The organism is Asticcacaulis endophyticus, from assembly GCF_014652575.1.
Taxonomy (GTDB): domain Bacteria; phylum Pseudomonadota; class Alphaproteobacteria; order Caulobacterales; family Caulobacteraceae; genus Asticcacaulis; species Asticcacaulis endophyticus.
Window position 1 is genome coordinate 51,465 of sequence record NZ_BMZB01000006.1, and the last position, 22,923, is coordinate 74,387.

The 22,923-nt window shown below is 58.6% G+C and carries 17 protein-coding genes; 9 read left to right on the top strand and 8 right to left on the bottom strand.

The genetic code is table 11. The features are described from left to right. The first annotated feature begins 6 nt into the window (after positions 1-6). Both IE102_RS18040 and IE102_RS15930 read left to right on the top strand, forming a co-directional pair. Positions 7-2,445 carry a glycoside hydrolase family protein gene (locus IE102_RS18040; RefSeq protein ID WP_189488522.1) on the top strand — a complete coding sequence of 813 codons (2,439 nt, stop codon included), beginning with the start codon at positions 7-9 and terminating at the stop codon, positions 2,443-2,445. 65 nt (positions 2,446-2,510) lie between these two features. After that, positions 2,511-3,236: a class I SAM-dependent methyltransferase gene (locus tag IE102_RS15930; RefSeq protein WP_189488523.1), complete on the top strand. Its 726-nt coding sequence runs from the start codon at positions 2,511-2,513 to the stop codon at positions 3,234-3,236. Here the strand turns inward: IE102_RS15930 and IE102_RS15935 are convergent, their stop codons facing one another. After that, positions 3,237-5,132, bottom strand: coding sequence for a patatin-like phospholipase family protein (locus IE102_RS15935; RefSeq protein WP_189488525.1), 1,896 nt, complete (start codon positions 5,130-5,132; stop codon positions 3,237-3,239). Positions 5,133-5,255: 123 nt separating this feature from the next. Between IE102_RS15935 and IE102_RS15940 the strand changes: the two genes are divergently transcribed. Beyond that, complete coding sequence (locus IE102_RS15940; protein ID WP_189488527.1) at positions 5,256-5,675, top strand: DUF1489 family protein; 420 nt, start codon at positions 5,256-5,258, stop codon at positions 5,673-5,675. Positions 5,676-5,737: 62 nt separating this feature from the next. After that, positions 5,738-6,910, top strand: coding sequence for an FkbM family methyltransferase (locus IE102_RS15945; RefSeq protein ID WP_189488529.1), 1,173 nt, complete (start codon positions 5,738-5,740; stop codon positions 6,908-6,910). 33 nt (positions 6,911-6,943) lie between these two features. Here the strand turns inward: IE102_RS15945 and panC are convergent, their stop codons facing one another. Beyond that, a complete protein-coding gene (panC, locus tag IE102_RS15950) occupies positions 6,944-7,819 on the bottom strand; it encodes a pantoate--beta-alanine ligase (protein WP_189488531.1) in 876 nt (291 codons plus the stop codon). A 99-nt stretch (positions 7,820-7,918) separates the two neighbouring features. Between panC and IE102_RS15955 the strand changes: the two genes are divergently transcribed. Then, on the top strand, positions 7,919-8,704 hold the full coding sequence (locus IE102_RS15955) for an SPOR domain-containing protein (RefSeq protein WP_189488532.1): 786 nt from the start codon (positions 7,919-7,921) through the stop codon (positions 8,702-8,704). 3 nt (positions 8,705-8,707) lie between these two features. Here the strand turns inward: IE102_RS15955 and IE102_RS15960 are convergent, their stop codons facing one another. The 5 genes from IE102_RS15960 to IE102_RS15980 form a co-directional block, all read right to left on the bottom strand. Next, the gene (locus IE102_RS15960) at positions 8,708-10,327 is read right to left on the bottom strand and encodes a response regulator (protein ID WP_189488534.1); all 1,620 of its coding nucleotides are present in this window, start codon (positions 10,325-10,327) and stop codon (positions 8,708-8,710) included. Between the two features lie 44 nt (positions 10,328-10,371). Then, positions 10,372-10,950, bottom strand: a complete 579-nt coding sequence (locus IE102_RS15965; RefSeq protein WP_189488537.1) for a chemotaxis protein CheB — start codon at positions 10,948-10,950, stop codon at positions 10,372-10,374. Then, the gene (locus IE102_RS15970) at positions 10,950-11,786 is read right to left on the bottom strand and encodes a CheR family methyltransferase (RefSeq protein WP_189488539.1); all 837 of its coding nucleotides are present in this window, start codon (positions 11,784-11,786) and stop codon (positions 10,950-10,952) included. Before IE102_RS15970 ends, IE102_RS15965 begins: the two co-directional genes overlap by 1 nt. A gap of 16 nt (positions 11,787-11,802) precedes the next feature. Beyond that, a complete protein-coding gene (locus tag IE102_RS15975) occupies positions 11,803-15,285 on the bottom strand; it encodes a response regulator (protein WP_189488541.1) in 3,483 nt (1,160 codons plus the stop codon). Positions 15,286-15,348: 63 nt separating this feature from the next. Next, entirely contained in the window at positions 15,349-15,720 is a 372-nt protein-coding gene (locus tag IE102_RS15980; protein WP_189488543.1) for a response regulator, read from the bottom strand. 399 nt (positions 15,721-16,119) lie between these two features. On the opposite strand from IE102_RS15980, the gene IE102_RS18000 reads away from it, so the two are divergent. The 4 genes from IE102_RS18000 (at position 16,120) to IE102_RS16000 (ending at position 20,009) form a co-directional block, all read left to right on the top strand. Further along, positions 16,120-17,772 (top strand): phosphatidylglycerol lysyltransferase domain-containing protein, encoded by a 1,653-nt coding sequence (locus IE102_RS18000; RefSeq protein WP_189488545.1) that lies wholly within the window; start codon positions 16,120-16,122, stop codon positions 17,770-17,772. Between the two features lie 117 nt (positions 17,773-17,889). Then, positions 17,890-18,765, top strand: coding sequence for a division plane positioning ATPase MipZ (locus IE102_RS15990; protein ID WP_268247495.1), 876 nt, complete (start codon positions 17,890-17,892; stop codon positions 18,763-18,765). Further along, positions 18,766-19,215 carry a J domain-containing protein gene (locus IE102_RS15995; protein ID WP_189488546.1) on the top strand — a complete coding sequence of 150 codons (450 nt, stop codon included), beginning with the start codon at positions 18,766-18,768 and terminating at the stop codon, positions 19,213-19,215. Between the two features lie 8 nt (positions 19,216-19,223). Further along, the gene (locus tag IE102_RS16000; protein ID WP_229807815.1) at positions 19,224-20,009 is read left to right on the top strand and encodes a M12 family metallopeptidase; all 786 of its coding nucleotides are present in this window, start codon (positions 19,224-19,226) and stop codon (positions 20,007-20,009) included. On the opposite strand, the gene IE102_RS16005 is transcribed toward IE102_RS16000, so the two are convergent. Further along, positions 19,954-22,752 (bottom strand): AMP-binding protein, encoded by a 2,799-nt coding sequence (locus tag IE102_RS16005; protein WP_189488548.1) that lies wholly within the window; start codon positions 22,750-22,752, stop codon positions 19,954-19,956. The two genes, IE102_RS16000 and IE102_RS16005, sit on opposite strands and share 56 nt — an antisense overlap. Positions 22,753-22,923 lie beyond the last annotated feature (171 nt).

Genomic DNA, 22,923 nt, shown 5'->3' on the forward strand with positions numbered 1-22,923 from the left:
TTTGAGATGAGTGGGCGCCTGAAAATTTCCCGCGCCGGGGTCGAACTTATCAAGAGTTTCGAGGGCCTGCGTCAGGTGGCGGCGAAGCTGCCCGATGGGCGCTGGACGCTGGGTTATGGCCATACGTTTTCAGCCCGCGAAGGCGCGCGCGTCGGGCCTGAAGATGCCGATGCCCTGCTGCGCTTTGACCTGCTGCCGATTGTTGATGGTATCAACGGTCTGGTGCATCATCCGCTCAATCAGAACCAGTTCGATGCGCTTGTGTCATTTTGCTTCAATATCGGCATGGACAATTTCGCCCAATCGGTGGTGCTGAAACGCATCAACGAAGGCCGTCTGACCGAAGCGGCTCTGGCTATGGATAGCTGGAGTTCAGCCGAGTTCAACGGGCAGACCTATGTGCTGGCCCCGCTGATCCGCCGTCGTGCGGCTGAAAAAAGCCTGTTCCTGACCCCGACCGAAGATGAGGCGACCGCGCCGCAGCTTTCACCGGGTATGGTTGTGCGTCCGGCGGATGACCACCAACCGGTTTTGGCTCCCGTTCAAACGCCCGTCGCACCGCAGCCCCCAGTACCACAACTCTCAGTACCGCAGCCTGTAGCGTCTGCCGCGCCGGTACTGGATACGCCTTATGGTGCCCGCGCCGTTGATATTGTCCGTTATCCGCCCGCCTCGACGGTGGCGACCGGCGGCGAAGACGATGTCCCTATCATGAGCGAATCCGTTCAGGCCGCCCTGATGAAGGCGCAGGCTGAAGCGAAAATGCGTGACGATTTTGAACGTCTTGACGCCGTGCGCGCCGCCGATGACGCCCGTCGCGCTGAGGAGGCACGGCGTCTGGAAGAGGATGCCCGCCGCGCTAACGAAGACCGCTTACGCGAAGAAGCTATGCGTCAGGCGCAGGCTCTGGCTGCCGCCCGTGTGGCCGAGCAGACCCGTCTTGAGCAGGAGAGACAGGCTCAAGAGATGGCTAAGGAAGCTGCCCGCCAAGAGTTGATCCGTCAGGAAGCGGCCCGTCTTGACGCTGCCCGTCAGGAAGTCGCGCGTCTGGAGGCCGCAAAGGCTGACGCGGAACGTATTGAGCGCGATCGCCTGATCGAACAGGAACGCCAGCGTCTGGAGAGTGAGCGCCTCGAAGCGCAGCGCTTTGAAGCGGCGCGTCGTCTTGAGGCCCAGCGTCTGGAAGCCGAACGACTGGAGGCTATTCGCCAGGAGGCCGCCCGCGAGACTGCGCGTGCGGAAGCCGCCCGTGCCGAGGCTTTGCGCACCGAAATTGCCCGTCAGGAAACTGAGCGCCGCGAGGCCGAACGGGCCGAACAGGAACGTCTGGCGACGGAGGCGCGCGCGCAGGAAGTCGCCCGCCTTGAAGCCGCCCGTCTTGAAGCGTTCCGTCAGGAACAGGCCAGACTGGAACAAGAGCGGCTGGCTGAACAAGCCCGCTTAGAACAAACCCGCCTTGAGCAAGAGCGTTTGGAGCGTGAGGCACAGGCCGCGATTGCCGAGCAGCGCGAACGCGACGCCGAAGCCGCCCGTCTGAAAACCGAAGCCGATGCCCGTGCCCGCGAACAGGCGGCCGCAGAGGCGAGTGCCGCTGCGGCGGTGGTCGCCACCACAGCTACGCCATCCGCCGAAGAACAACAACGCAAGGCCGAGGCCGCTGCGGCACTGATGCGGCTCTATTCGCCCTATGCGTCAGGACTGGGCCAGCCTCTGGCGGGTAAGCCCCTGCCGCAGGCGAAACCGGTGCCACCTGTGGCGGTAACCCCACGTCCTGAGCCTGCGCCGATCCCGGCCCCGGTTCAGGATATTGCACCGGCTCCGGCCGCCACCCTTCAGCCGGAGGAGGGGGTCAGGCCTGCGCCTGACCTGACCTTTCAAGATGAAGCTGAGCTGGTCGCCCGGCGCAATCCCTCCAGCGTCGCCCCACCAGTCTTAATTGCGCAACCGCCGGTATCTCCGGCTGTGGCCGCCGCATCGGCCTCACCGGGCCTGCACTGGCGTGAGCAATTGAACCGTCCGGTGGCGGCCAGCGCTGAGGCGTCTTCTGCGGCAATGGCTCCCGTGACTGTGGTTGAAACCTTTGAAGAAGTCCCGGCCCCGGTCTATCGTACCCATGAGGTGACGGAGGAGGCTGCGGTCGACGACGATGAATGGCTGAGCGACGGTGGCCGGATCTCCATGAGCGTTGATGCCGATGTCGATAGTGATAAGTCGATCTGGAAGATGTTCGCCTCGACCCTGGTATGGATCGGCACTTCGGTAGTGGGGCTGGCCGCCATCGGTGGAGCGACCGCCGCCTACTATAAGTCGACCAGTGATGTTGAGCTTCGCGACGGCACGACCGATTTCAACAGCTTGTCGATTATTCTGGCGGTCGCAGGCATGTTTATGGTGTGTATCTCGGTCTATCTGATCCTGAAACGCCTGGGCGGGTTGAAGGATTAGCTTGCGCCGTGAGGGGCAAATCAGCTTATGGATGTGACTCAGTAAAGAGTTCCATTGAGCCTGAAATGACCCGCCTTTATCACGACCTTTATGAGCGCACCCTGACCGATCTGTGGCCCCATTTGCCGCAGGACATTGAGGGCGGGCGTATCGCAGATCTGGGCTGCCATGACGGGGTGATGAGCGATATTCTGGTCGCGACCTTTCCCAAATCAAGGGTCTACGGCTTTGGCCAGAGCCGTCAGGGCATGGACCGCGCCCGCTCGCTCAGCAAAGCCCCCTCCTGGGTGGAAATGGCGCCAAGCGGCTGGGCCAACGAATTGCGCCAGATTGCCCCCGGCGGGTTTGACCTTCTGATCAGCCATGGAGGTGCGGCGATGGGAGATAGCCTGACCGACATTTCCGGCAGGTTCCGGCCCCATATCAAGGCCGGAGGGCGGTTAATCATTCAGGTGCCGGTGACGCTCAATGGCTGGATGCAGGCGTTTTCAGGTGGCGTTGCGGGCGCGCAGAACGATCTTAAAACCTATGCACAACTGACGGAAATATTTCCAAAAACTGACTTTGACCTGAAGTTTTGGTCGAGCCGCTATATGCAGGTGTTCGATGACCTGACCGATCTGGCCGAACTGGTGATGGCGCAGGCGGCACGGGTCAATGTGGCGCTGCTGGCCCCGACGGTTGAGGATACCTATACCCGCCTGTCGGGGGATAACAACGTGTCCGCCACCGCCGATGGCCACGGCTGCGCGGGCCTTGAGCATGTGTTTCTGGTGGCGTGCCGCAGGTAGTTACTTCTTCGGCATGGGCTTGGCCTTTGGCGGCACAAACGGCGCGATCAGGTGATCATCGTCAGGTGTAAAGGCTGGTATATCCGGATGGACGCTAAGCCCGCGCTTTCTCATGCTGGTGACCGGCCCGTCGAGCTTAGACAGGGTATCGACCGTCGTCTGATAGCCGCTTTCGACCGCCAGATCATAGGCCTTCCAGTCGCGGATCTCGACCCCGCCCGGTTCAGGGATGATCAACAGATCGGTCGCGGCCCGGCTCTGGGCCAGATCAGCGGCGCTGGTTATGGTCGCTGAGCGCATCATGATCGAGACGATCGGCGGGCCTTTGCGCCAGTCGCCGCGCCCGAACCAGGTTGGCAGACTTTTGGGCACCTTAATGTTGCGCGGATCGATGCCCTTGGCGCGGGTGACATCGACGCCGATGACCGTGCCCAGATGGGTATTGGCCATCAGCCGCGCCGGAAATGAGCGCATCACCGCCCCGTCAACCAGCACCTGACCGTCTTCGATCACCGGCGGCATGATACCGGGCAGGGAGATTGAGGCCCGCAGGGCTTTGCGCAGTGATCCGGTCTTATGAAGCTTGATCGTCCCCGACGTCAGGTTGGACGACAGGCAGAAAAACGGGATCGGCATGTCCTCAATCAGAACCTCGCCAAAATGTTCCTCAAGGCGGGCATCGACCTTTTTCCCGGCGGTGAGGGCGATGAACGGGAACGAAATATCATCGAGCGGCGATGAGTCGACAAAGGCGGCACGAATCCGCCGGTCCATTTCTTCCTGCGACCACTCAAGGCCAGCGGTCGCGGCCAGTATCGCGCCCATCGATGAGCCGCCGACGAAATCAATCGGCACATGGGCGTCGCGCAAAGCCCACACGGCCCCCAGATGGGCAAAGGCGCGCGCCCCTCCGCCGGACAGCACAAGGCCGGTGCTGTGGCCGGTCACGATGCGGGCGATGCGGGCGGTGTCGGCCTGAGAACGGTCGCAGACATGGAACCAGCGGGCGGGTTTGAGCGCGTCCAGCCATAGCTTGGTATGGCGGATACCCTTGGTGCGGGTGGCCTGATCGTGCTGGATGATCAGGTCGGGCGGGTGCTGCAAACCGGCGCTTAGGCTCAAACCCAGATCGGCACCGACGGCGGACAGATCGGGCGCCTCAACATGGCTTAGACCCGGTACGATCAGGAAGCTGTGGTCAACCTGACGGGCCGCCAGTTGCCGCCAGTTGGCTTCCGGTTTTTCGGCGACATAGAGCACATAATCGTGGGCGGCCTCAAGGGTTGAGAACTCTTCGGAGGTCGAGCCGTGAAAACCGGAATCCAGCACGCACACCGTATAGCCCATCGCCCGCACCGCCTCGGCAATGGTTTCGACATAGGCCAGCGCGGGGCGGTCGCAGACGGCGAAAAAGGCAAAGACATTGGGGTTGTGAAGTTGCTGAGACCCGCGGGTTTGCACCTCACGCGCGCGCAGGATCATCTTTTGCGCCAGGGCCAGCATGACTTCGGGCGATTTTGACGCCGCCTCAAAGAAGGCATCGCGCGGCAGGGCCAACAGATCGGTGTCGCGCAGGGCGATGACGGTGGAGGTGTGCTCGGTGCCCGCAATCAGCGACATCTCACCGGCCGGCTCACCCGGTTTGATCACCCCGATCAGGTTCAGTTCACCGTCGTCTTCGTTCTGGCGGAACACACCCAGACGGCCCGTGCGCACCAGATAGAGATGATCCGAATCATCGCCCGCACTAAACAGGCGCGACCCACCGGTCAGCGTGATCCAGCTTGCGGCCTCCAACGCGGTGGTCGCAAACAGTTTGGCCAGAGCGTCTTCTAACGACGGTAAAGGATTGGGCGCGTTGTCAGGGCCGTGGGCGGGCGTCTTTTTCTTACTCATGAGACTTCATATCCTGAACGCGGATCATATAAATACAGATTATGCCTTGTTTTGGTTAATAGAGAATAGGTGGCGGTTGCCTCTGGCGCGCGCAAGGCTCATATGAAGCAAAAAGGAGCGTTTATGGGCCAGGTTCATCTGATCAAGCTGTGTGTCGGGGTCGAGAGCGTCGAAGAGCTTATGGACTATGAAGCCCATCGCGGGCCGACCTATCCCGTCCATACCCGCCAGACGCCAAAACGGGCGGCGGAACTGCTGGACGGCGGCTCGCTCTATTGGGTCATTAAGGGTGTGATCCTGTGTCGGCGTGAGATTGTCGATATCGAAAGCTTTGAGGCCGCCGACAGTCCGACCGGCCTGCCGCTGTGCCATATCCATGTCTCATCCAAGCCGATCTTTACTGAGGCCATGCCGCGCCGTCCGTTTCAGGGCTGGCGCTATCTGCTGTCTAAGGACGCGCCGCGCGATATTCGCGATCCACGTGACGCCGGTGACCTGCCACCGGACATGGTGGCCGCACTCAAGGAAGCGGGCGCGTGGTAGGAAAGCCTTAAGGCGAATCCGGTGTAGTGGGGGCCGTTACTGTTGAGTATGGAGGCGATGATATGTCGCTTAACGCCCTGAAAACCGCATCCTATCGCGATCTGATCAATGACGGGTTCGATGTCACCAACGCCCACGATCTCAAACGGGTCGATGACCTGCGACGGGCGCGTGTGGATCTGGATTATGCCGGAAGGCCGCTGATTCTGCTGGGGGCAGGGTCGATGATGGCGCGAGCTTTTGTGCAGTACTGCGTCGATCATTTCAACGTCCGGGGCATTGTTGATAACGGGTTGAGCGGGCAGGAATTATGCGGTCAGCCGGTGATCGGCGATGAAACCTTAAGGGAGGTATTAGCCGTTTCGCCCGATGCCATCGGCATATTATGTTGCGGGTCCGAAGCGCCCATGCGCCATTTTCAGCGGGTCTGGGGCGACGGCGGCCAGCCGCTGCTGTTCTATTTTGAGGTCATGACCACCTTCCCGAAAGGCTTTGACGGGGGTGTGCGCGTCAATGATTTACTGGCCTATGGCGACCTCGATATTCTGGCGTCCGTGCAGGCGTTTGGGCGCAAGATCCTGAGCGATCCCGAAAGCCGTAAGGTGCTGGATGCGCTGATGATTTACCGCCTGACCTGGGATGAGGCGGCACTTGAACCGGTGCGCCGACCGATCGAAGGTGTCTATTTCGACAACGAGCTGTGTGCCCCCAATGAGCGCGAAATCTTCGTCGACGGCGGGGCGTTTGACGGTGATACGGTGCGTCAGTTCATCGCCCGCACCGGGAGGCAATACCGCCATATCCATGCCTTTGAGCTCGACCCAATCAATGTTGATAGCTTACGGGCCAAGACGGCCGATGTGCGTGATATTAGTGTCCATGCCGCCGGTCTGTGGAGCCATGCCGACAGCATTGGGTTCGAGACGACCGGGGCTATGGGTAGTGCGATAAATCAGGCCTCAGAGGTGCGTTTGCCGGTTGATGCGCTCGATAATATGAACCTTGGTGAGATCACCTTTGTTAAGTTCGACATCGAAGGCGCCGAAGGCCCGGCTCTTGACGGCATGACCCGCACGATTACCGACTATAAACCGAAAATGGCCTTAAGTGCCTATCACAAGGCGGATGATATTCCGGTGTTGGCGCAAAAGCTGCTCGATCTGCGGCCGGATTATCGGTTTGAACTGCGCCACTATTCGTCGATGATCTGGGAAACGGTGTTGTACGCCTCCTGAACTCGCCTCCCCATGGAATGGGGAGGCGTGAGGTCAAACCCCAATATTATCAATCAGCCGCGTTGTCCCAAGCCACGCCGCGGCCAGTATGCGCTGAGGTTCACCATCGACCGGATCGCCCAGCGTTTCGGCATGGCGCACGGCGATGTAGTCGACCTTAGCAAAACCGGCGGCGGTCAGATTACCGGTCGCCTCAGTTATAGCGGCTTCAACATCCAAACCGTCCACAACGGCGGCCCGGACATGGCGCAGGGCATTATAGAGGGCTATAGCCTGCGCGCGGTCCTCTGGCTTGAGATAGGCATTGCGCGACGACAGCGCCAACCCATCCATTTCGCGCACGGTCGGCAACCCCACCACCTCAACCGGCATATCCAAATCACGCGCAAAAGCCTGCACCACCTTTAGCTGCTGATAATCCTTTTCGCCAAAGACGGCGACATCGGGCATGACCTGATTGAACAGCTTACAGACAACCGTGGCCACGCCGTCAAAGAATTGTGGGCGGAAATCGGTCTCCAGACCCTGCGCGGGGCCATCGACATGAACGCGGGTGACGAAATCCGCCGGGTACATAATCTCAGGTGTCGGCAGATAGACCAGATCACAGCCGACCTCAGCCAGCTTTGCGATATCTTCGACCTCCCGGCGGGGATAGCGCTCAAGGTCTTCGGTCGGGGCGAACTGCATCGGATTAACGAAGATCGACACCACCACCTTGTCGCTTACGGATTGGGCGTGCCTGACCAGCGCCAGATGCCCGTCATGCAGCGCGCCCATGGTTGGCACAAACCCGACCCGCAGGCCGTCGCGCTTCCAGGTCGTCACAACGGTGCGCAGATCGGCAATAGTGCGGGCAGTCTTCGGGTTTTGCGGAAACACAGGATCTTGAACGACAGGGGCGGACATAAGCTTACGTTAAACCTTTAAAGCAGGATGGGGATTAACCATCTCTGTTAAGTACATTTTCTAACCCCGTTTTAAAGGGCTATGAAGTAGAGTGGCGTTATGGCGTATCTTCTCCCTCTTAGTAAAGATCTGGCCCCTCTGAGTAAAGGTCTGGTGCATAAGGCGTGGGTCGCAGGTGTTGCGACCTTGAGCCTTGGCGTAAGCGCGTGCGAAGGCCCTAAGCGCGACGGGCAGGATTTCCAGCGTCTGGCCGCTCAGATCCAGTCCATTCAGGTCGATGAGACCTCACCGGCACCGGCGGCGAAAACCGATCCGGCTGCGGCCCCTGTGCTGGCGCAGGCTGAGATAACAGGCCCGCGCGACGATAAGGCGATCAATGTTATTGTCGACACCGCCCGCGACATGGCGGTGGGCCAAGGCGGGCTGTTTACGCAATATAATAACCTTAAGGTTCAGATCGTTGACCCGCTGGAGCTGGATCGCAATCAGCCGCCCAAGGGCGTGGTGTTGTCTGAGGCCGAGCCTGAAGAGGCTTCCTCCGTTGAAAAGGTGGTGGCCCCGGCCATGGCCTTTGCGGACGCTAATCTATCGGCAGTTCTGACGGAACGCGAAGTCAAGCCGGCTTCCCAGACCGTCAACACTGGTCGTACCATCCAGATCGGGTCATTTTCCACCCGTCAGGGTGCGCAGGCGGCTTGGGATAAACTGACCACCGTCCACCCGGAAATCGCGCGCTTTAACCCGCAGATGCAGAATGTCCGCACCAATGGCGGCAAGGTTCTGGTGCGGCTCAAGGTCGGGCCGGTCTATACCGATGCCGAAGCGCAGGTTTTGTGCGCCAAGCTTGAGGTCAAGGATAGCTGGTGCACCCGCGCGGCGGGATAAGGTTCAGGCCCCAGCCGGTGACGGTTTTGCCCCCTGAATGTCACCCAGCAACTGCGTAAAGCGGTCCAGGCTGACGGGTTTGGTGACATGGTGATCAAATCCGGCTTCAAACGCGGTTTTGCGGTCGCGTTCCTGACCCCAGCCGGTCTGGGCAATGATGATGGTGTCTTTCAGCGCCGCGTGTTTGCGTAACTCACGACATACCTCATAGCCGTTCATGCCGGGCATACCGATATCGAGCAGGATGACATCGGGCGGGGTCGCCTGTGCGGCGGCAATGGCGTCCCTGCCGTCATGGACCATGCGCGCCTGATGGCCGATCAGTTCCAGCATCCAGCTTGTGGTCTGGGCAGATTCGCGGTTGTCATCGACCACAAGCACATCCAGCACCTGTCCGCCCGCCACCTGCGGGGCGGCGTCTTCGGTGACGAGGCCTTCGATATCGGTGACCGGCAGATGGACGGTAAAGGTCGAGCCCTGATTTTCACCGGCGCTTTCCGCCGTGATCGTACCGCCATGCATCTGCACCAGCCGGTGCGCGAGCGCGAGCCCAATGCCTAGGCCGCCCTGCGACAGATTAAGGTTGCGCTCGACCTGGGTGAACAACTCAAACACCTTGGGCAGCATATCGCGCTCAATCCCAAGCCCGGTATCGGCCACATGGATGCGGGCCTCATGGCCGTCACGCGTCAGGGTGAGGCGGATTTTACCGCCGTCAGGGGTATATTTAGCGGCATTGTTCAACAGGTTTGAGACCACCTGCGCCAGCCGGGTCAGGTCGCCATTTACCGGGATCGCCTCGTCCGGCATGTCCAGGCTAAATTCATGCCTGCCGGCATCGATGGCTGGGCGGCTGGTTTCCAGCGCGGCCTTGATCACATCCTGAAGGTCGATCCGTTCACGGCGCAGGTCGATCTTGCCCTGACTGACCCTTGAGACATCAAGCAGATCATCAATCAGCCGCACCAGATGGGTCATCTGGCGGTCCATCATGTCGCGCACATCCTCAGCAATCTTGGGGTTGGGCGACATCTTGAGGATATGCAGGCCGTTGCGAATAGGCGCCAAAGGATTGCGCAGTTCGTGGGCGAGGGTGGCCAGAAACTCATCCTTGCGCCGATCGGCGTCTTTTAGGGCCTCAGCATATTTGCGGCTCTCATTGAGCAGGCGGACGTTTTCCTCGAACGCCGATTGCAGGGCGTCACGCTGAACCACAATGTGCTGCCTCTGGCGGTAAAGCTCGAAAAACACCTCGACCTTGGATTTGAGGACATCAGGTTCTAGAGGCTTTTGCAGAAAATCGACGGCACCGGCCTCATAGCCGCGGAACCGACGGGTGTGATCTGCCGTGCCTGCGGTCAAAAACATGATCGGCACGCGCTTGGTGCGCTCAGAGCCGCGCATCATTTCGGCCAGTTCAAACCCGTCCATCTCTGGCATCTGCACGTCCAGCAGCGCCAGGGCAACCTCTTGCTTGAGCAAAATCTCCAGCGCTTCGGGGCCGGAGCGGGCTTTCAGCAGCACCAGACCGTCGCGCCGCAGCAGCGCCTCCAGAGACAACAGGTTCTCTTCGAGGTCATCGACCAGCAGAATATGAACGGGCGCTTTCAGTCTTTCAGGCATATAAGGTTCGGTCTCAGTTATGGAAATTCATAGTCAGGCAGGTGTCAGGCGGCGTTTTTCAATTCTAATAGAATGTCGTCCAAATCTAAAATCAATGCGGATGGGCAGGCCTCGATCGCCGCTTCGGGCATGGCGCGGGAAAAGGCGGTGGCGGGGGTCTGGATTAAGCCCTTACCGCCATAAGCCATCACCGCCTTAAGGCCCGCCGCCCCGTCATTATTGGCCCCGGTCAGTATAACACCAATCAGGCCGTCACCATAAGCATCCGCCGCCGTTTCAAACAGAACATCAATGGACGGACGCGAAAACAGCACCGGCGCTTCGGACGACAGCGACAGTTCAAAACTGCGTTCCACCAGCAAATGATAGTCGGGCGGCGCGAAAAAGACGCATCCCCCCTCAATCGGGGTTTTGTCCTCGGCTTCGACCACGCGCACCTGTGATTTTTCCTCAAACAGGGGGGCGATCAGGCTGCGGCGGTGCGGCGGCACATGGATAACGACCATGATCGGCAGGGGGTAGTCGGCGGGCAGGTGAGGCAGGATCGCCGACAGGGCTTTCAATCCCCCGGCCGACGCGCCGATGACCACGGCACGATAGGGTTTATGGGCGGGCTCAGGCATCAGATACCCCCGCGCTTCTGATACAGACGTTCATCGCGCGAAAATTCAGTGAATTCATCGGCATGGGGCGAAAAGCGCAGGGTTTCCTTGGCCCCCAGCCCCAGAAAGCCATTGCGGGTCAGCGAGTCCTTGAACAGGCCGATGGCCCGGCCTTGCAGGTCGCGTGTAAAATAAATCAGCACATTGCGGCAGGACACAAACTGGGTTTCCGCAAACACCGCGTCGGTCACTAGAGAATGGTCTGAAAATACCGTGCGTTTGCGCAAAGATTTATCGAAGGTCGCCGCCCCATAGCCTGCCGTATAATAGTCCGACAGGGACGACTTGCCGCCCGACAGGCGGTGATTTTCGGTGAACAGCTTCATGCGTTCAAGGGCGTAGACGCCCATCTCAGCCTTGCGCAGGGCGTCGGCATTGATGTCGGTGGCATAAAACATGGTCCGTTCCTCAAGCCCTTCCTCACGGAACAGGATGGCGAAGGAATAAAGCTCCTCACCGCTGGAACAGCCCGCAATCCACACCTTGAGCGACGGATAGGTTTTAAGGTGCGGCACCACCTTTTCACGGATGGCCCGGAAATAGGCCGGGTCGCGAAACAACTCGGAGACCTGCACCGTCAGATACCCCAGCAACTCATCCATCATGCCGGATTCATTCAGCACCATATCCTGAAGCTGGGAGAAGGAGCGGCACCCGAACTGATCGCGGGCCTGGGTCAGGCGACGCTTGATCGACGCCAGAGCATAGTTCCTGAAATCATAGTGATATTTCAGGAAAATCGCCTCCAGCAGCAGGCGTAATTCTATGTCTTCGGTGCGGGCGATGGCGTTGGGCATGGGACTATTTTTTATCCTATCTCGGCATCCACACGCGCACCAGTGAGACCAGTTTTTCGACATCCAGCGGCTTGGCCATATAGTCATTGGCTCCGGCGTCAATGCAGCGTTCCTGATCGTCCTTCATGGCCTTGGCGGTCAGCATGATCACCGGCAGTTTGGCCCAATCCGGGTTTTTCCTGATTTCGCGCGTGGCGGTCAGGCCGTCCATTTCCGGCATCATCACATCCATCAGCACCAGATCCACGGCGGTCTGCGGGGATTCCTGCGCCTCGGTCAGGGCCTCCAGCGCCTCACGGCCATTGCGGGCAATCTGGACGATGGCCCCCAGCGGTTCAAAGATGTTGGTGACGGCATAGACATTGCGCACATCGTCTTCGACCACCAGAATCCGGCGTCCTTCCAGCATGGCGTCGCGGTTCTTGGCCTTTTTGATCATCTTTTGCTGTTCGGGCGACAATTCTGAGACGACCTTATGCAGGAACAGGGTGACCTCATCCAGCAGACGCTCCGGCGACTTGGCGCCCTTGATGATGATCGACTTGGAATAGCGGCGCAGTTTCTGCTCATCGGCGCTCGACAACTCACGGCCGGTATAGACGATGACCGGCGGGAAGGAATAGGCGTCCTCATGGCTTAAGGTTTCCAGCAGCGAATAGCCGGACTGATCAGGCAGAGACAAATCCAGTACCATGCAGTCAAACGTCTCTTCTTTAAGCTTTTCAAGACATTCGGCTGCGGTGCCGACCGCGACCGTTTCCACGTCTGTGGTTTGCAGCAGGCGGGCCACGCTGTCGCGTTGTACGTCGTCGTCCTCAACGATCAAAATCCGACGCACGCTGGCGGTCAGGCGCATCTCCAGCGCCTTAAAGGCGTCGACCAGTTCCTCACGCTTGACGGGCTTAAGCATGTAGCCGATCGCCCCCAGCGACAGGGCGGCATGGGTGTAGTCGTCGCCGGAGACCACATGGACCGGAATGTGGCGGGTGCGCGGATCGCGCTTGAGGCGGTCGAGCACGGACAAACCGGAATGATCGGGTAGGCCGACATCCAGAACGACCGCCTGCGGCAGGTACTGACGTGCGACGCTGAGCGCGTCCTCAGCCGTGTGGGCCACCAGGCACTTAAAGTCCAGTTCGTGGGCCAGATCAAACAGGATGCGGGCAAAGGCCTCATCATCCTCGACCACCATGATGGTGCGACTGTCGGGCTCCAGCTTATCTCGATCATCCTGCGCCGCCGATGCGGTCAGCAAACTGTCGTCCATGGCCGTGCGGCTGGCCAGGGCCTTTTTCGCCCGTGACTTTGCGGTGGCAGTGGGCTGTTGCGCAGCCATGTCAGGGGTGACCGACATCGGCAAGGCGTCGCGCACGGCAATACCTGTGGAATCATAGATGGCGGGGACGGTGACCGCAAAAGTCGAGCCCTGACCATAGGCGCTGTTCAGCGATATGGCCCCGCCCAGCAACCGCGCCAGTTCGCGTGAGATCGACAGCCCCAGGCCCGTGCCGCCATATTTACGGCTGATGGTGCCGTCCGCTTGCCTGAACGCATCAAAGACTGTGGCCTGATGGTCTTCCGAAATGCCGATACCGGTGTCGGTGACGCTGAATGATATCTGACCATCCGCCGCCATCTGAACCCGGAAGCGTACCTCGCCCCGCTCGGTGAATTTAAAGGCATTGGACAGCAGGTTTTTCAGGATCTGCTCAAGACGCAGCCGGTCGGTCTCAATCACCTCGGCCACACCCGGTTCAACAAAGGTACTGAATTTCAGCCCCTTATCGCCCGCGACCGGATCAAAGGTGCGTGTCATGTCACTAACAAGGCGTTTAATCGATACGGTTTCCGGCCGGATGTCCATCTGGCCGGCTTCGATCTTGGACAGGTCGAGAATATCGTTGATCAGCAACAAAAGGTCGTTGCCCGATGATTGAATAGTGCGGGCGAACTTAATCTGTTCTTCGCTGAGATTGCCTTCGGGATTGTCGCCCAGAAGCTTGGCCAGAATAAGCGACGAATTGAGCGGGGTGCGCAGTTCGTGGGACATGTTGGCTAGGAAGTCAGACTTATAGCGGCTGGCCTGTTCCAGTTCCTGAGCCTTGAGGGCGATTTCGGACTGTGATTGCTCCAGATTATCGCGCTGAACCTCCAGAAGCCGTGCCTGTTCGGACAACTGAACATTGGTCTGTTCCAGTTCGGCCTGCTGCTGTTCAAGGCGCAGTTGCGATTCGCGCAAAGCCCGGCTTTGTTCTTCGAGTTCTTCGTTATTTACGCGCAGTTCCTCAGATTGGGTCTGAAGTTCTTCGGACTGGCGTTGGGTTTCCTCCAGCAGGTTTTGCAGGGAGGCACGGTAGTTGGCCGACTTAATCGCGACTGATACGGACTCCGCCGCCCGCTCCAGCAAGGCGCTGATTGTGAATGGCATAGGGTTGATGAAGCCCAGTTCAATGACACCGTCGACCTGACCGTCCGAAGCCACGCCCACAAGGGCCAGATGCCGCGGTCGCCACTGTCCAAGGCTTGTCCCTACCATAAGGGCATCGTCGCCCGGCATGTTTTCAATGACGATGGCGCCACTCTTGAGCGCAGCCTGACCCGGCAGACCGTCACCGGGGCCAAAAGTCAGGGGCAGGTCGTTTTCTGGCGGTACGCCAAAGGTTGAAACCTGCTTGAAAATGCCACCATCCTTGGCATAAAACGCTGCCGCCTGAGCGCCGGTATATTTGGCCAGGAAACCCAGAATGTTCTTGCCCAGTTGATCGAGCCGAAGTTCGCCCAGCATGGCTTCGCTCAGGCCAACCTGAGCGGCCTGCAGCCAGGCCTGACGGCGACGCTCCATAGTAGAGCGGCGGATGATCACACCCACAATTATGGTCAGGATTAGTCCCAGAATGGCGGTCGTGATGACACTGACGACCGTCGCCCGGTAGGCTTTTTCCATTTCATTCAGGCGCTCGGTGCGTCTCTGGCGCTCAAATGATTGCATTTCCTGTATATGCAGGCGGATGGCATCCATGTGATTTTTGCCAAGGTGCTTATTGACCTCTTCTTGGGCGGCGCTTAACCCGCGGGTACGCCTTACATCAAGGGTGCGGGCCAGTTCGTCAGTCTTGGCGGCGATCAGCCCTCTCAGGATCGACAGCCGCTGCCGCTGGTTAGACGTGTCGGTCATCAACCGGTCAAGATTTGACAATTGCGCCTGAACGCCATTCAGGCCGGTGGAGTAAGGCGTCAGATAGGCACTGTCGCCGGTGATAATATAGCCGCGCTGTCCGGTTTCGGCATCCTTCATTGACGACATGACTTCGCTCAAGGCCAAAAGCACATCGTGGGTCTGCGTCACCTGGCGCGTGTCGCGGTTCAGGGTATGAATGTTATTATAGGAAATGGCACCGGTGATAACAAAGAACAGTCCGACAACGATCAGGCTTATCAATATACCGAGATCAGCGCGTGCAGCTCGGTCAGATAGCGAAAGCTTAACAGTGTTCGGCATTTGAAACGGCATCCCCCAAAAAATACAAAGTCTTACAGGTAAAAATTAAAGCGGTGAAGCCCCTTAAGCCGCCGCGTTTTGGGCTATGGCATCTAAGGTTGCCTGTAATTTTTCAATATTGACCGGCTTGACCAGATGATGGTGGAAACCGGCGTCTTCGGCCATCTGCCGGTGTTCGGGTTCGGCACGGCCGGTCTGGGCAATGAATACCGTCTCCGACAGGTGCGGCTGCGCGCGCATCAGGCGGCACAGGTCATAGCCGTTCATGCCGGGCAGGCCAATGTCCATGATGATGACGTGCGGCTTATACTCAGCAGCAGCCGCAATGGCGCTGTCGGCGGTGTGGCTGAAGCGGTAGTCGTGCCCAAACATTTCCACGATCCAGCCGGTCGTCTGGGCAAGGGCTTCGTTGTCCTCAACGATCAGAATCTTCATTGTGCAGTCCCCACGCGTGGCGCCATTTATAACCGAACAGGGCTATGGGCCGTTTTGATTTGATGGGGAAAGCTAGAGCATTTCAAAACGGCTGGCAATATTATAGGGGCGAAATTATGGCTAACGTATCCCTGCTTATCGATTACTTATAATTTTTGCTTAAATTTTTTCAAAATAATGATGTGTATTTGCTTATGTGTTATTGTGTTTATTTTGACACTATTTGCTTTGGTTTTAAAAATTAAACTGACTTTATAAGTGTAATTTATATTTATTTCTGCAAAGTCATTCTTATATATTCATTTATTTTCTGATGATTAAAAGATTTAGTGATCCACAGCCTGCGCGTTATGATGGCTAAGACCGTTAAGGGATTCGGTCGCTGTAAGGTTTAAAGTCATGGCCACCCGGCTCAACGTCAATCATCTTCTGATCGATGCGGCCACGCGCCTGGTCCCCAAGTTGTTCGGTATTTTGACGTTTGTGGCCGGGGTTGCCCTGCTGCTGCTGGTGCTGACGCCGATCGACCCTGAGGCACTGCCGGTGGTACAGCGTCTGTTGCCGCTGGAACTGGTCGAAATTTCGCACATGGCGGGCACGGCGATTGCGGTACTGCTAATTCTGGTGGCGCGCGGTCTGTGGGAACGGGTCGATACCGCCTGGTATATGGCCATTGCGCTCCTGCTGTTGGGGGCGGTGGTGTCGCTGACGCGGGAACTGGCGGTCGCCCCGGCGGTCGTGCTGGCGGTCTGTGCGGCCTTGCTGGTGCCGTGTAAGCAGGCCTTCCGGCGCAAGTCGCAATTGTTGACGCTTAAGGTACGGCCCCTGTGGATGGGGGTTATCGGCATGACCCTCCTGCTGATCGGGCTGGGCGGTTTCTATGCCTATGAGCAGGTGCCCTATGCCCACAAACTGTGGGGGCAGTTTGAATATGAGGCGTCCGTGTCGCGTTTCCTGCGCGGGCTGGTCATCATGGTGGTGACGGTTGGGGTATTTGCGCTCTACCGCCTGTTTGGGGTGGCCCGCGCCGCCCCGCCCATGCCGGATGAAGATGACCTGTCTGACCTGCATGAGGTGGTGTCGGAATCGGTGAACCCTCAGGCGTGGCTGGCCTTGCTGCGCGATAAGCACATCCTGTGGAGCGACGACCGTAAGGCGTTTGTGATGTATGGCATCAGCGGTAAGCAGTGGATCGTCATGGGTGAGCCGGTTGGCGATGAAGCCCACCGCACGCAACTGTGCTGGCAGCTCAAGGACATGGCGTCGCTGGCCAAGGCCAAGCTGTCGTTTTATCAAATATCTCCGGCTATGCTGCCGCTGATTATCGATCTGGGCCTTACGCCCTATAAGATCGGTGAGGAGGCGATGGTCGATGTCAATGCCTTCACAACGGCGGGCAAAAAAGGCATCAATCTGCGCCAGACCCTGAAAAAATATGACGGCACCGCGACCTTTGAAGTCATTCCGCCCGAACAGATCGAGCCGGAACTGCCGCGGCTGCGTGAAGTCTCCGACATCTGGCTGAAGTCCAAGGGCGCCAAGGAAAAGAAATATTCGCTCGGCTTTTTCGATGAGACCTATATCCGCCTGATGCCGGTCGCAGTGGTGCGCATGGACGGTAAGATCATGGCTTTTGCCAATCTGTGGCCGACCGGCGATCGCAGTGAGCTTAGTCTTGACCTGATGCGTTATGACACCGACGCGCCGCACGGGATTATGGAGTATCTGTTCCTGCAACTGATTTTCTACAGCCGTGATGCCGGGTATCGCTATTTCAGTCTGGGGTTGGCGCCGCTGGCCGGGCTTGAGGCCGGGCCGCTCAGCCCGTTGTGGTCCAAGCTGGGGTCGCTGATCTATACGTTCGGGGGGGAGATTTACAATTTCGAGGGCCTGCGGGCCTATAAGGAAAAGTTCCGACCGCAGTGGCAGCCACGCTATTTCGCCATTGCCGGTCGCGAGACGGCGCTGGTGCCTGCCCTGATCGCGCTGGCAGCGCTTGGGGTTAAGTCCGACAAACCGCATCCGGCGAAGGCTCTGGTTAAGAAAGCGTAAATTTTGTGTGCAAAAACCCGCATCATCCCTATGTTTGATGCGTCGGGTGCATTGACCAAGGCTACCACGGCGCGACATTAGGGGGATAAAGACTGCACTTGATTGGGAGTAACGGGTTTGGCGTTTAAACAGGCATCTGGGCCAGCACGCATTTTGGTGTTCGGCAACGAAAAAGGCGGGGCTGGCAAATCAACGGTCGCCATGCACATCGCCGTGGCCCTGCTGCATCAGGGAAAGTCGGTGGCCTTCATCGATCTTGATCTGCGCCAACGCTCACTGGCGCGCTTTTTCTCCAACCGCAAGGCGTGGACGGAGGCTAACCAGAAAACCCTGCCGCAGGCGTTTGAGCCCTTCCTGCATGAAACGCCCGCCAAACTGGTCGATGCCCCCGAAGACGTAGCGGTAGCCGCCTTTGACCGCGCGCTGGGGGAAGCGCTGGCAACCTGTGATATGATCGTCATCGACACGCCGGGCGGAGATTCGGCCATGTCGCGCCGCGCCCATATGTGCGCCGACCTGATCCTGACGCCGATGAACGACAGCTTTATCGACTTTGACCTGTTGGGGCAGGTCGATCCGGTCACCCTCGACCTCAAGCGCCCCTCCATCTATTCCGAAACCGTATGGAATGCCCGTAAGCACCGCGCCATTGAAAACGGCCAGAGCATCGATTGGGTCGTTCTGCGCAACCGTCTGGCCACAACCGAAGCCCGTAACCGTAAGCGGGTCGATGAGCGGGTCGCTGCCTTATCTAAGCGCGTCGGTTTCCGGGTTTCGGCGGGTTTGCGCGACCGGGTGATTTATCGTGAGCTTTTCCCGTTTGGTCTGACGGTGGCCGATTTGAGCAGCGATGTCCGGCCGGTGGCGGTATCTCTGGCCCATGTGGCCGCGCGTCAGGAATTGCGCAGCGTGATGATTGAGCTTAATCTCGAACAGGGTGCCCAGATTGCGGGCGCCGTGGATGAGGATGAGCGCGAACGCGTTCAGGCGTAGATGATTTATATTCTGGGTGCGCTGCTGGGTGGGTTTGCCCTTCTGGTCTGGTTGGGGCGTAAGGCAAACGCCGGTAAGCTGAAGCCCGGGCCGTGGATTCGTCAGGGCGGCACCATCAATGCCTTATTGGCGCTGATGACGCTGATTTCAGGAGGTATGAGCGTGTTTCGAGGACAGTGGATCATCGGTGGCGCACTTATCCTGCTGGCGCTGGCCTTTTTAGGCGGCACACGCTTTCGTTATGAAGGCGACAAAAGCCCGCAACCGGCGCGCACCGACATGACGCGGGCGGGGGCGTTCAAGGTTTTGGGCCTGAGCGAAGGGGCCGATCGTAAAACCATATTGAGCACCTATCGCCGACTGATGAAGGATGCTCACCCGGACCTGGGTGGCACCAAGGAAAAGGCCGCAGCGCTCAATGCCGCGCGCGATATTCTGCTGAAATCCTGACAGGCGTGTTGGGGCGGGTTCTCCTTCTGTGGCTGGTGTTGGCGGTGCCGGTAAAGGCGGCGGCGATTGAGGATATGACCCGACCCTGGCCGGGAGCGGTTGTGCCGTACAAAATCGATCCCGCCATATTAAAACGCGCCGGTGCCAAGGGGACAGATTGCCGCAACTGGCGCGACTGGAGCGCGGCGACCCAAGGCTATAAGGTCTGCCGCGCCATGTCGGAATGGCAAACTGAGACCGGGGTGCGCTTTGTGGCCTACAGCAAGGGCCCAAAGTGGCTGGATATCCGCACGTCCGACAGCCGTACCAATGCGACTTTGGGCTATACCGTCATCAACTGGGTCAATGTGCAAAGCCGCTCAAGCTATGGGGCGGTGCTGCATGAATTTGGCCATGTCTTGGGCCTGACCCATGAGCATATGCGGCCCGACCGCGACGACTATATCGTGCTGGCGCCGTTCATTGCGGATAGCCTTAAGGGCTGCAATCCCGCCTCGGCCATGTGCCGGGATGTTCTGCTGAATTTCCCGCGTCATGGCCGCCTTCAAATGAAAACTGACTATGATCCGTGCTCATTGATGCATTACCTCAGCCATCAGGGGCCGCGCTATCCCGACGATCCGCGCTGGCGGCAGGCCTTTACCCTGACGCGGGCCGGGGCCGATCGCATGGATGTCTGTTCCGGGCAGTTTCAGCAGCGCGAAGCCCGCTGCCGTAAGGTCGGTCAGAAATGCGCGATCACTGAGGATGATGCTGGCCTTGTGCGCCGGTTTCATGGCCTTGCGCTCCATTGAGACGGATATCGTCCACGCGGTCGGTAATCCAGCTTTGGATCTGCGGCCATTTGTCGACCATCTGATGCAGGAGGATGCCACCGGCCACAGCCGCCGCCGTTTCAAGCACAGGCATCAAGGGGCTATGGTATCCCGTGTGTCCCAAAAGATATTGCAAGGGTTTGGCCATCCATATCTGACCCAGATATATATAAAGTGTAGCCCCGCCAATGAGATAGACGATTTTGCTTAAGCCGCGCATTACATAGATCGTTGGCACATACATGATCAGGAACGCGCTGATAATCACGCCCAGAGCACTGTGATCGCTGAAATAGAAACTGTTTATGGAGCCGGTAATTAAGCACAGGATCATCATGGTTTGTTTGGACAGGTCGACCTTAAGCTGCGACATGACGATGCCCATGTAAAACAGAGCCAGATTGGATACCGGGTTCAGTTGCAGCCAGATGGTGTTCGGCGCGAAATAGTCGACGGGCATGTCCGTGAATAAGGTCGGCAGGCCGAACCGGATCGCACACAGGCCCAGCATAACCCCGATGGTCAGGCGCAGTCTATCGGTATTCGGCCACAGTTTCTGAAGGCCCCACTGCACCCCCGCCGTCAGCAGGATCAACTTGATCAGGTCATGGGTGTACCAGTAGAGCGTATGGCGCAGCGGCTCATTCGGCGAGGCAAACATATCGGTGGTCAGGGTCAGCATCGGCCAGTAGACCGGTCCGCCCTTTGCCATATCGATCAACACCACAGCCACAGAGCACACAAAGGTTGCGGGTAAAATGGCCTTAAGCGGCTTGAGTAAGGCACTGAATTTGCCGCTTGCGAACATATTGTCCCATTGGGTGCGCCCGTACAGAAAGCCTGAGACGATAAACAAGGCCGTGGTCATGCCGTTGCCCCAGGTGCCCAGCCCGAAATGCAGCCCGACCAGAAAGATGATGGCGACGGCCCGGATCATAATCGTGCTGTCTATAGCGGCAAACATTTTATCCCGCGGACGGGCGCGGGCGACAATGTCTTTCAGCGGCAGGGACTGCCATCCTTCGGGCACGCCCCCGACCACCTCTTCGGCCGCCAGAAACGCGCCGACATAGGACAGACTGTCACCGCCCAGGCCCACAAACGTGCTGTCGGGGGTGATGTCGCGGCGCTGAAACACTTTGCGCCAGCCACCGATCAGTGTGTTGACACGCGGGTCGTCGCTTTCCGCCATAGCAACGGGCAGGTCTTTGTCCGGTTCTGACGCGAGCGCAATCAGGGCCTGCCGGTCAATCTTGCCGTTGGGCAGCAGCGGAAGTCCGTGCTCCATGACCCAGAATTTCGACGGAACCATATAAACCGGCAGGACTGACGCGAAGTGACGGCGCAGGGCTTCAACGCCATGGATCAGCGGATATTTCGGGCTGACAAAAGCTTCGATACGTCGGTTATCGCCATCGCCGGTGGTCAGGGCAATCGCGCCGCACAGGTCGGGATGCGCGTTGAGTGCGGCTGTAATTTCAGATAAATCAACACGATATCCGCGTATCTTAATCTGATCGTCAGCCCGCCCCAAACCGATGACCTGACCGTCTGCGTTCATGTAGCCGCGATCGCCGGTATAGTAGATGGTCTGACCATCTGCCGAGTGATGGCGATCGTCAGGGGCTGAAATCTGACCGTTACGGGCATATCCCAAGCTGAGATAGGCGGATTTGACGGCGATTTCACCGGTTTCACCCATAGCCACAGGTTGTTTGTCAGTATTGACGATTATCAGTTCGAAGCCGTCCGAGCCTTTACCGAGCGGGATCGGCTGATCACTTGGAACTGAGGGCAGGCGATAGAAGGCTGCCGCCTGCGGAGTTTCGGTACTGCCGTAGAAATTGATGTGCTCTGCGTTGGGCGCGACCGTTTTCATCTCTGTGACGAGGCCGGCTTGCAACTGATCCCCGCCCCAGAAGAAGCGGCGTATGGCTTTAAGCGTCGGGACTTTCGGACAGCCGGCCAGCAAAAGCTGCCCCATCGGCGGTGTCAGATGCACGACCGTGGCCTTAACCTTATGCAGCCATGTCCTGAGCGCCCCCGGCGCCGTTATGGTCGACTGCGCCGGAATATTGAGCACCGCGCCCACCGACAGGGGCGTGAATATGTCGCGCAGCAGCGGATCATGCGACAGGCCCGACAGAAGGGTGAACTGATCGCGCGCACTCAGGTCAAATGTCTTTTTATGCCAGTCAACGAACCGAACCAAGGGCGTGTGATGGCAGGCAACGACCTTGGGGTGGCCGGTGCTGCCGGAGGTAAAAAGATAATAGGCCGGCGCATCGGGCGAGGTGGCCGGGTCGTTAAACTCAGCTTTACGACGCATATCCAGATCGGCCAGATGCAGATGGATATCTGGCGGTGATGTTAGTGCATAAACTATTGATTTAAGGTGCGCGCCGCCGCAGGTTATGATCGCGTTCGGCCGGACCTGAGCGAACAAGGTATTGATGCGAGCGGCCGGGTAGGCGGAGTCGACGACCGTGAATATGGCGCCCGCCCGCAGCACCCCGAGTATCGACCAGATCAGTTCCGGGCCGCGCTCGGCGATAATGGCGACGACATCGCCGGGAATGATGCCCGCCTGGGTCAAGTGCCACGCTACCTGACCCGAGCGATCGCGGACATCGCGGTAGCTATAGGTCCGGGCGTCAAATTTGAGGCAGGGGGATGAGGGCTTGCGCTCGCAAACCGATAAAAAAGTATCCTGAATCCGCATTTAGCCGCCGCCTCGTTAGACCTGAATCGTGTTCAGGTCGTGCCCCGAACCTCTTTGGGTACAAGGTGTGAGCAACGGGCGTGCCAGATTATAAAGATTACATAAATTAAAACCTGGGCGTGTCGGGCCCTGTAAACTTAAAGGGTTGAGTGCGATTCAGCCTCACGTTGT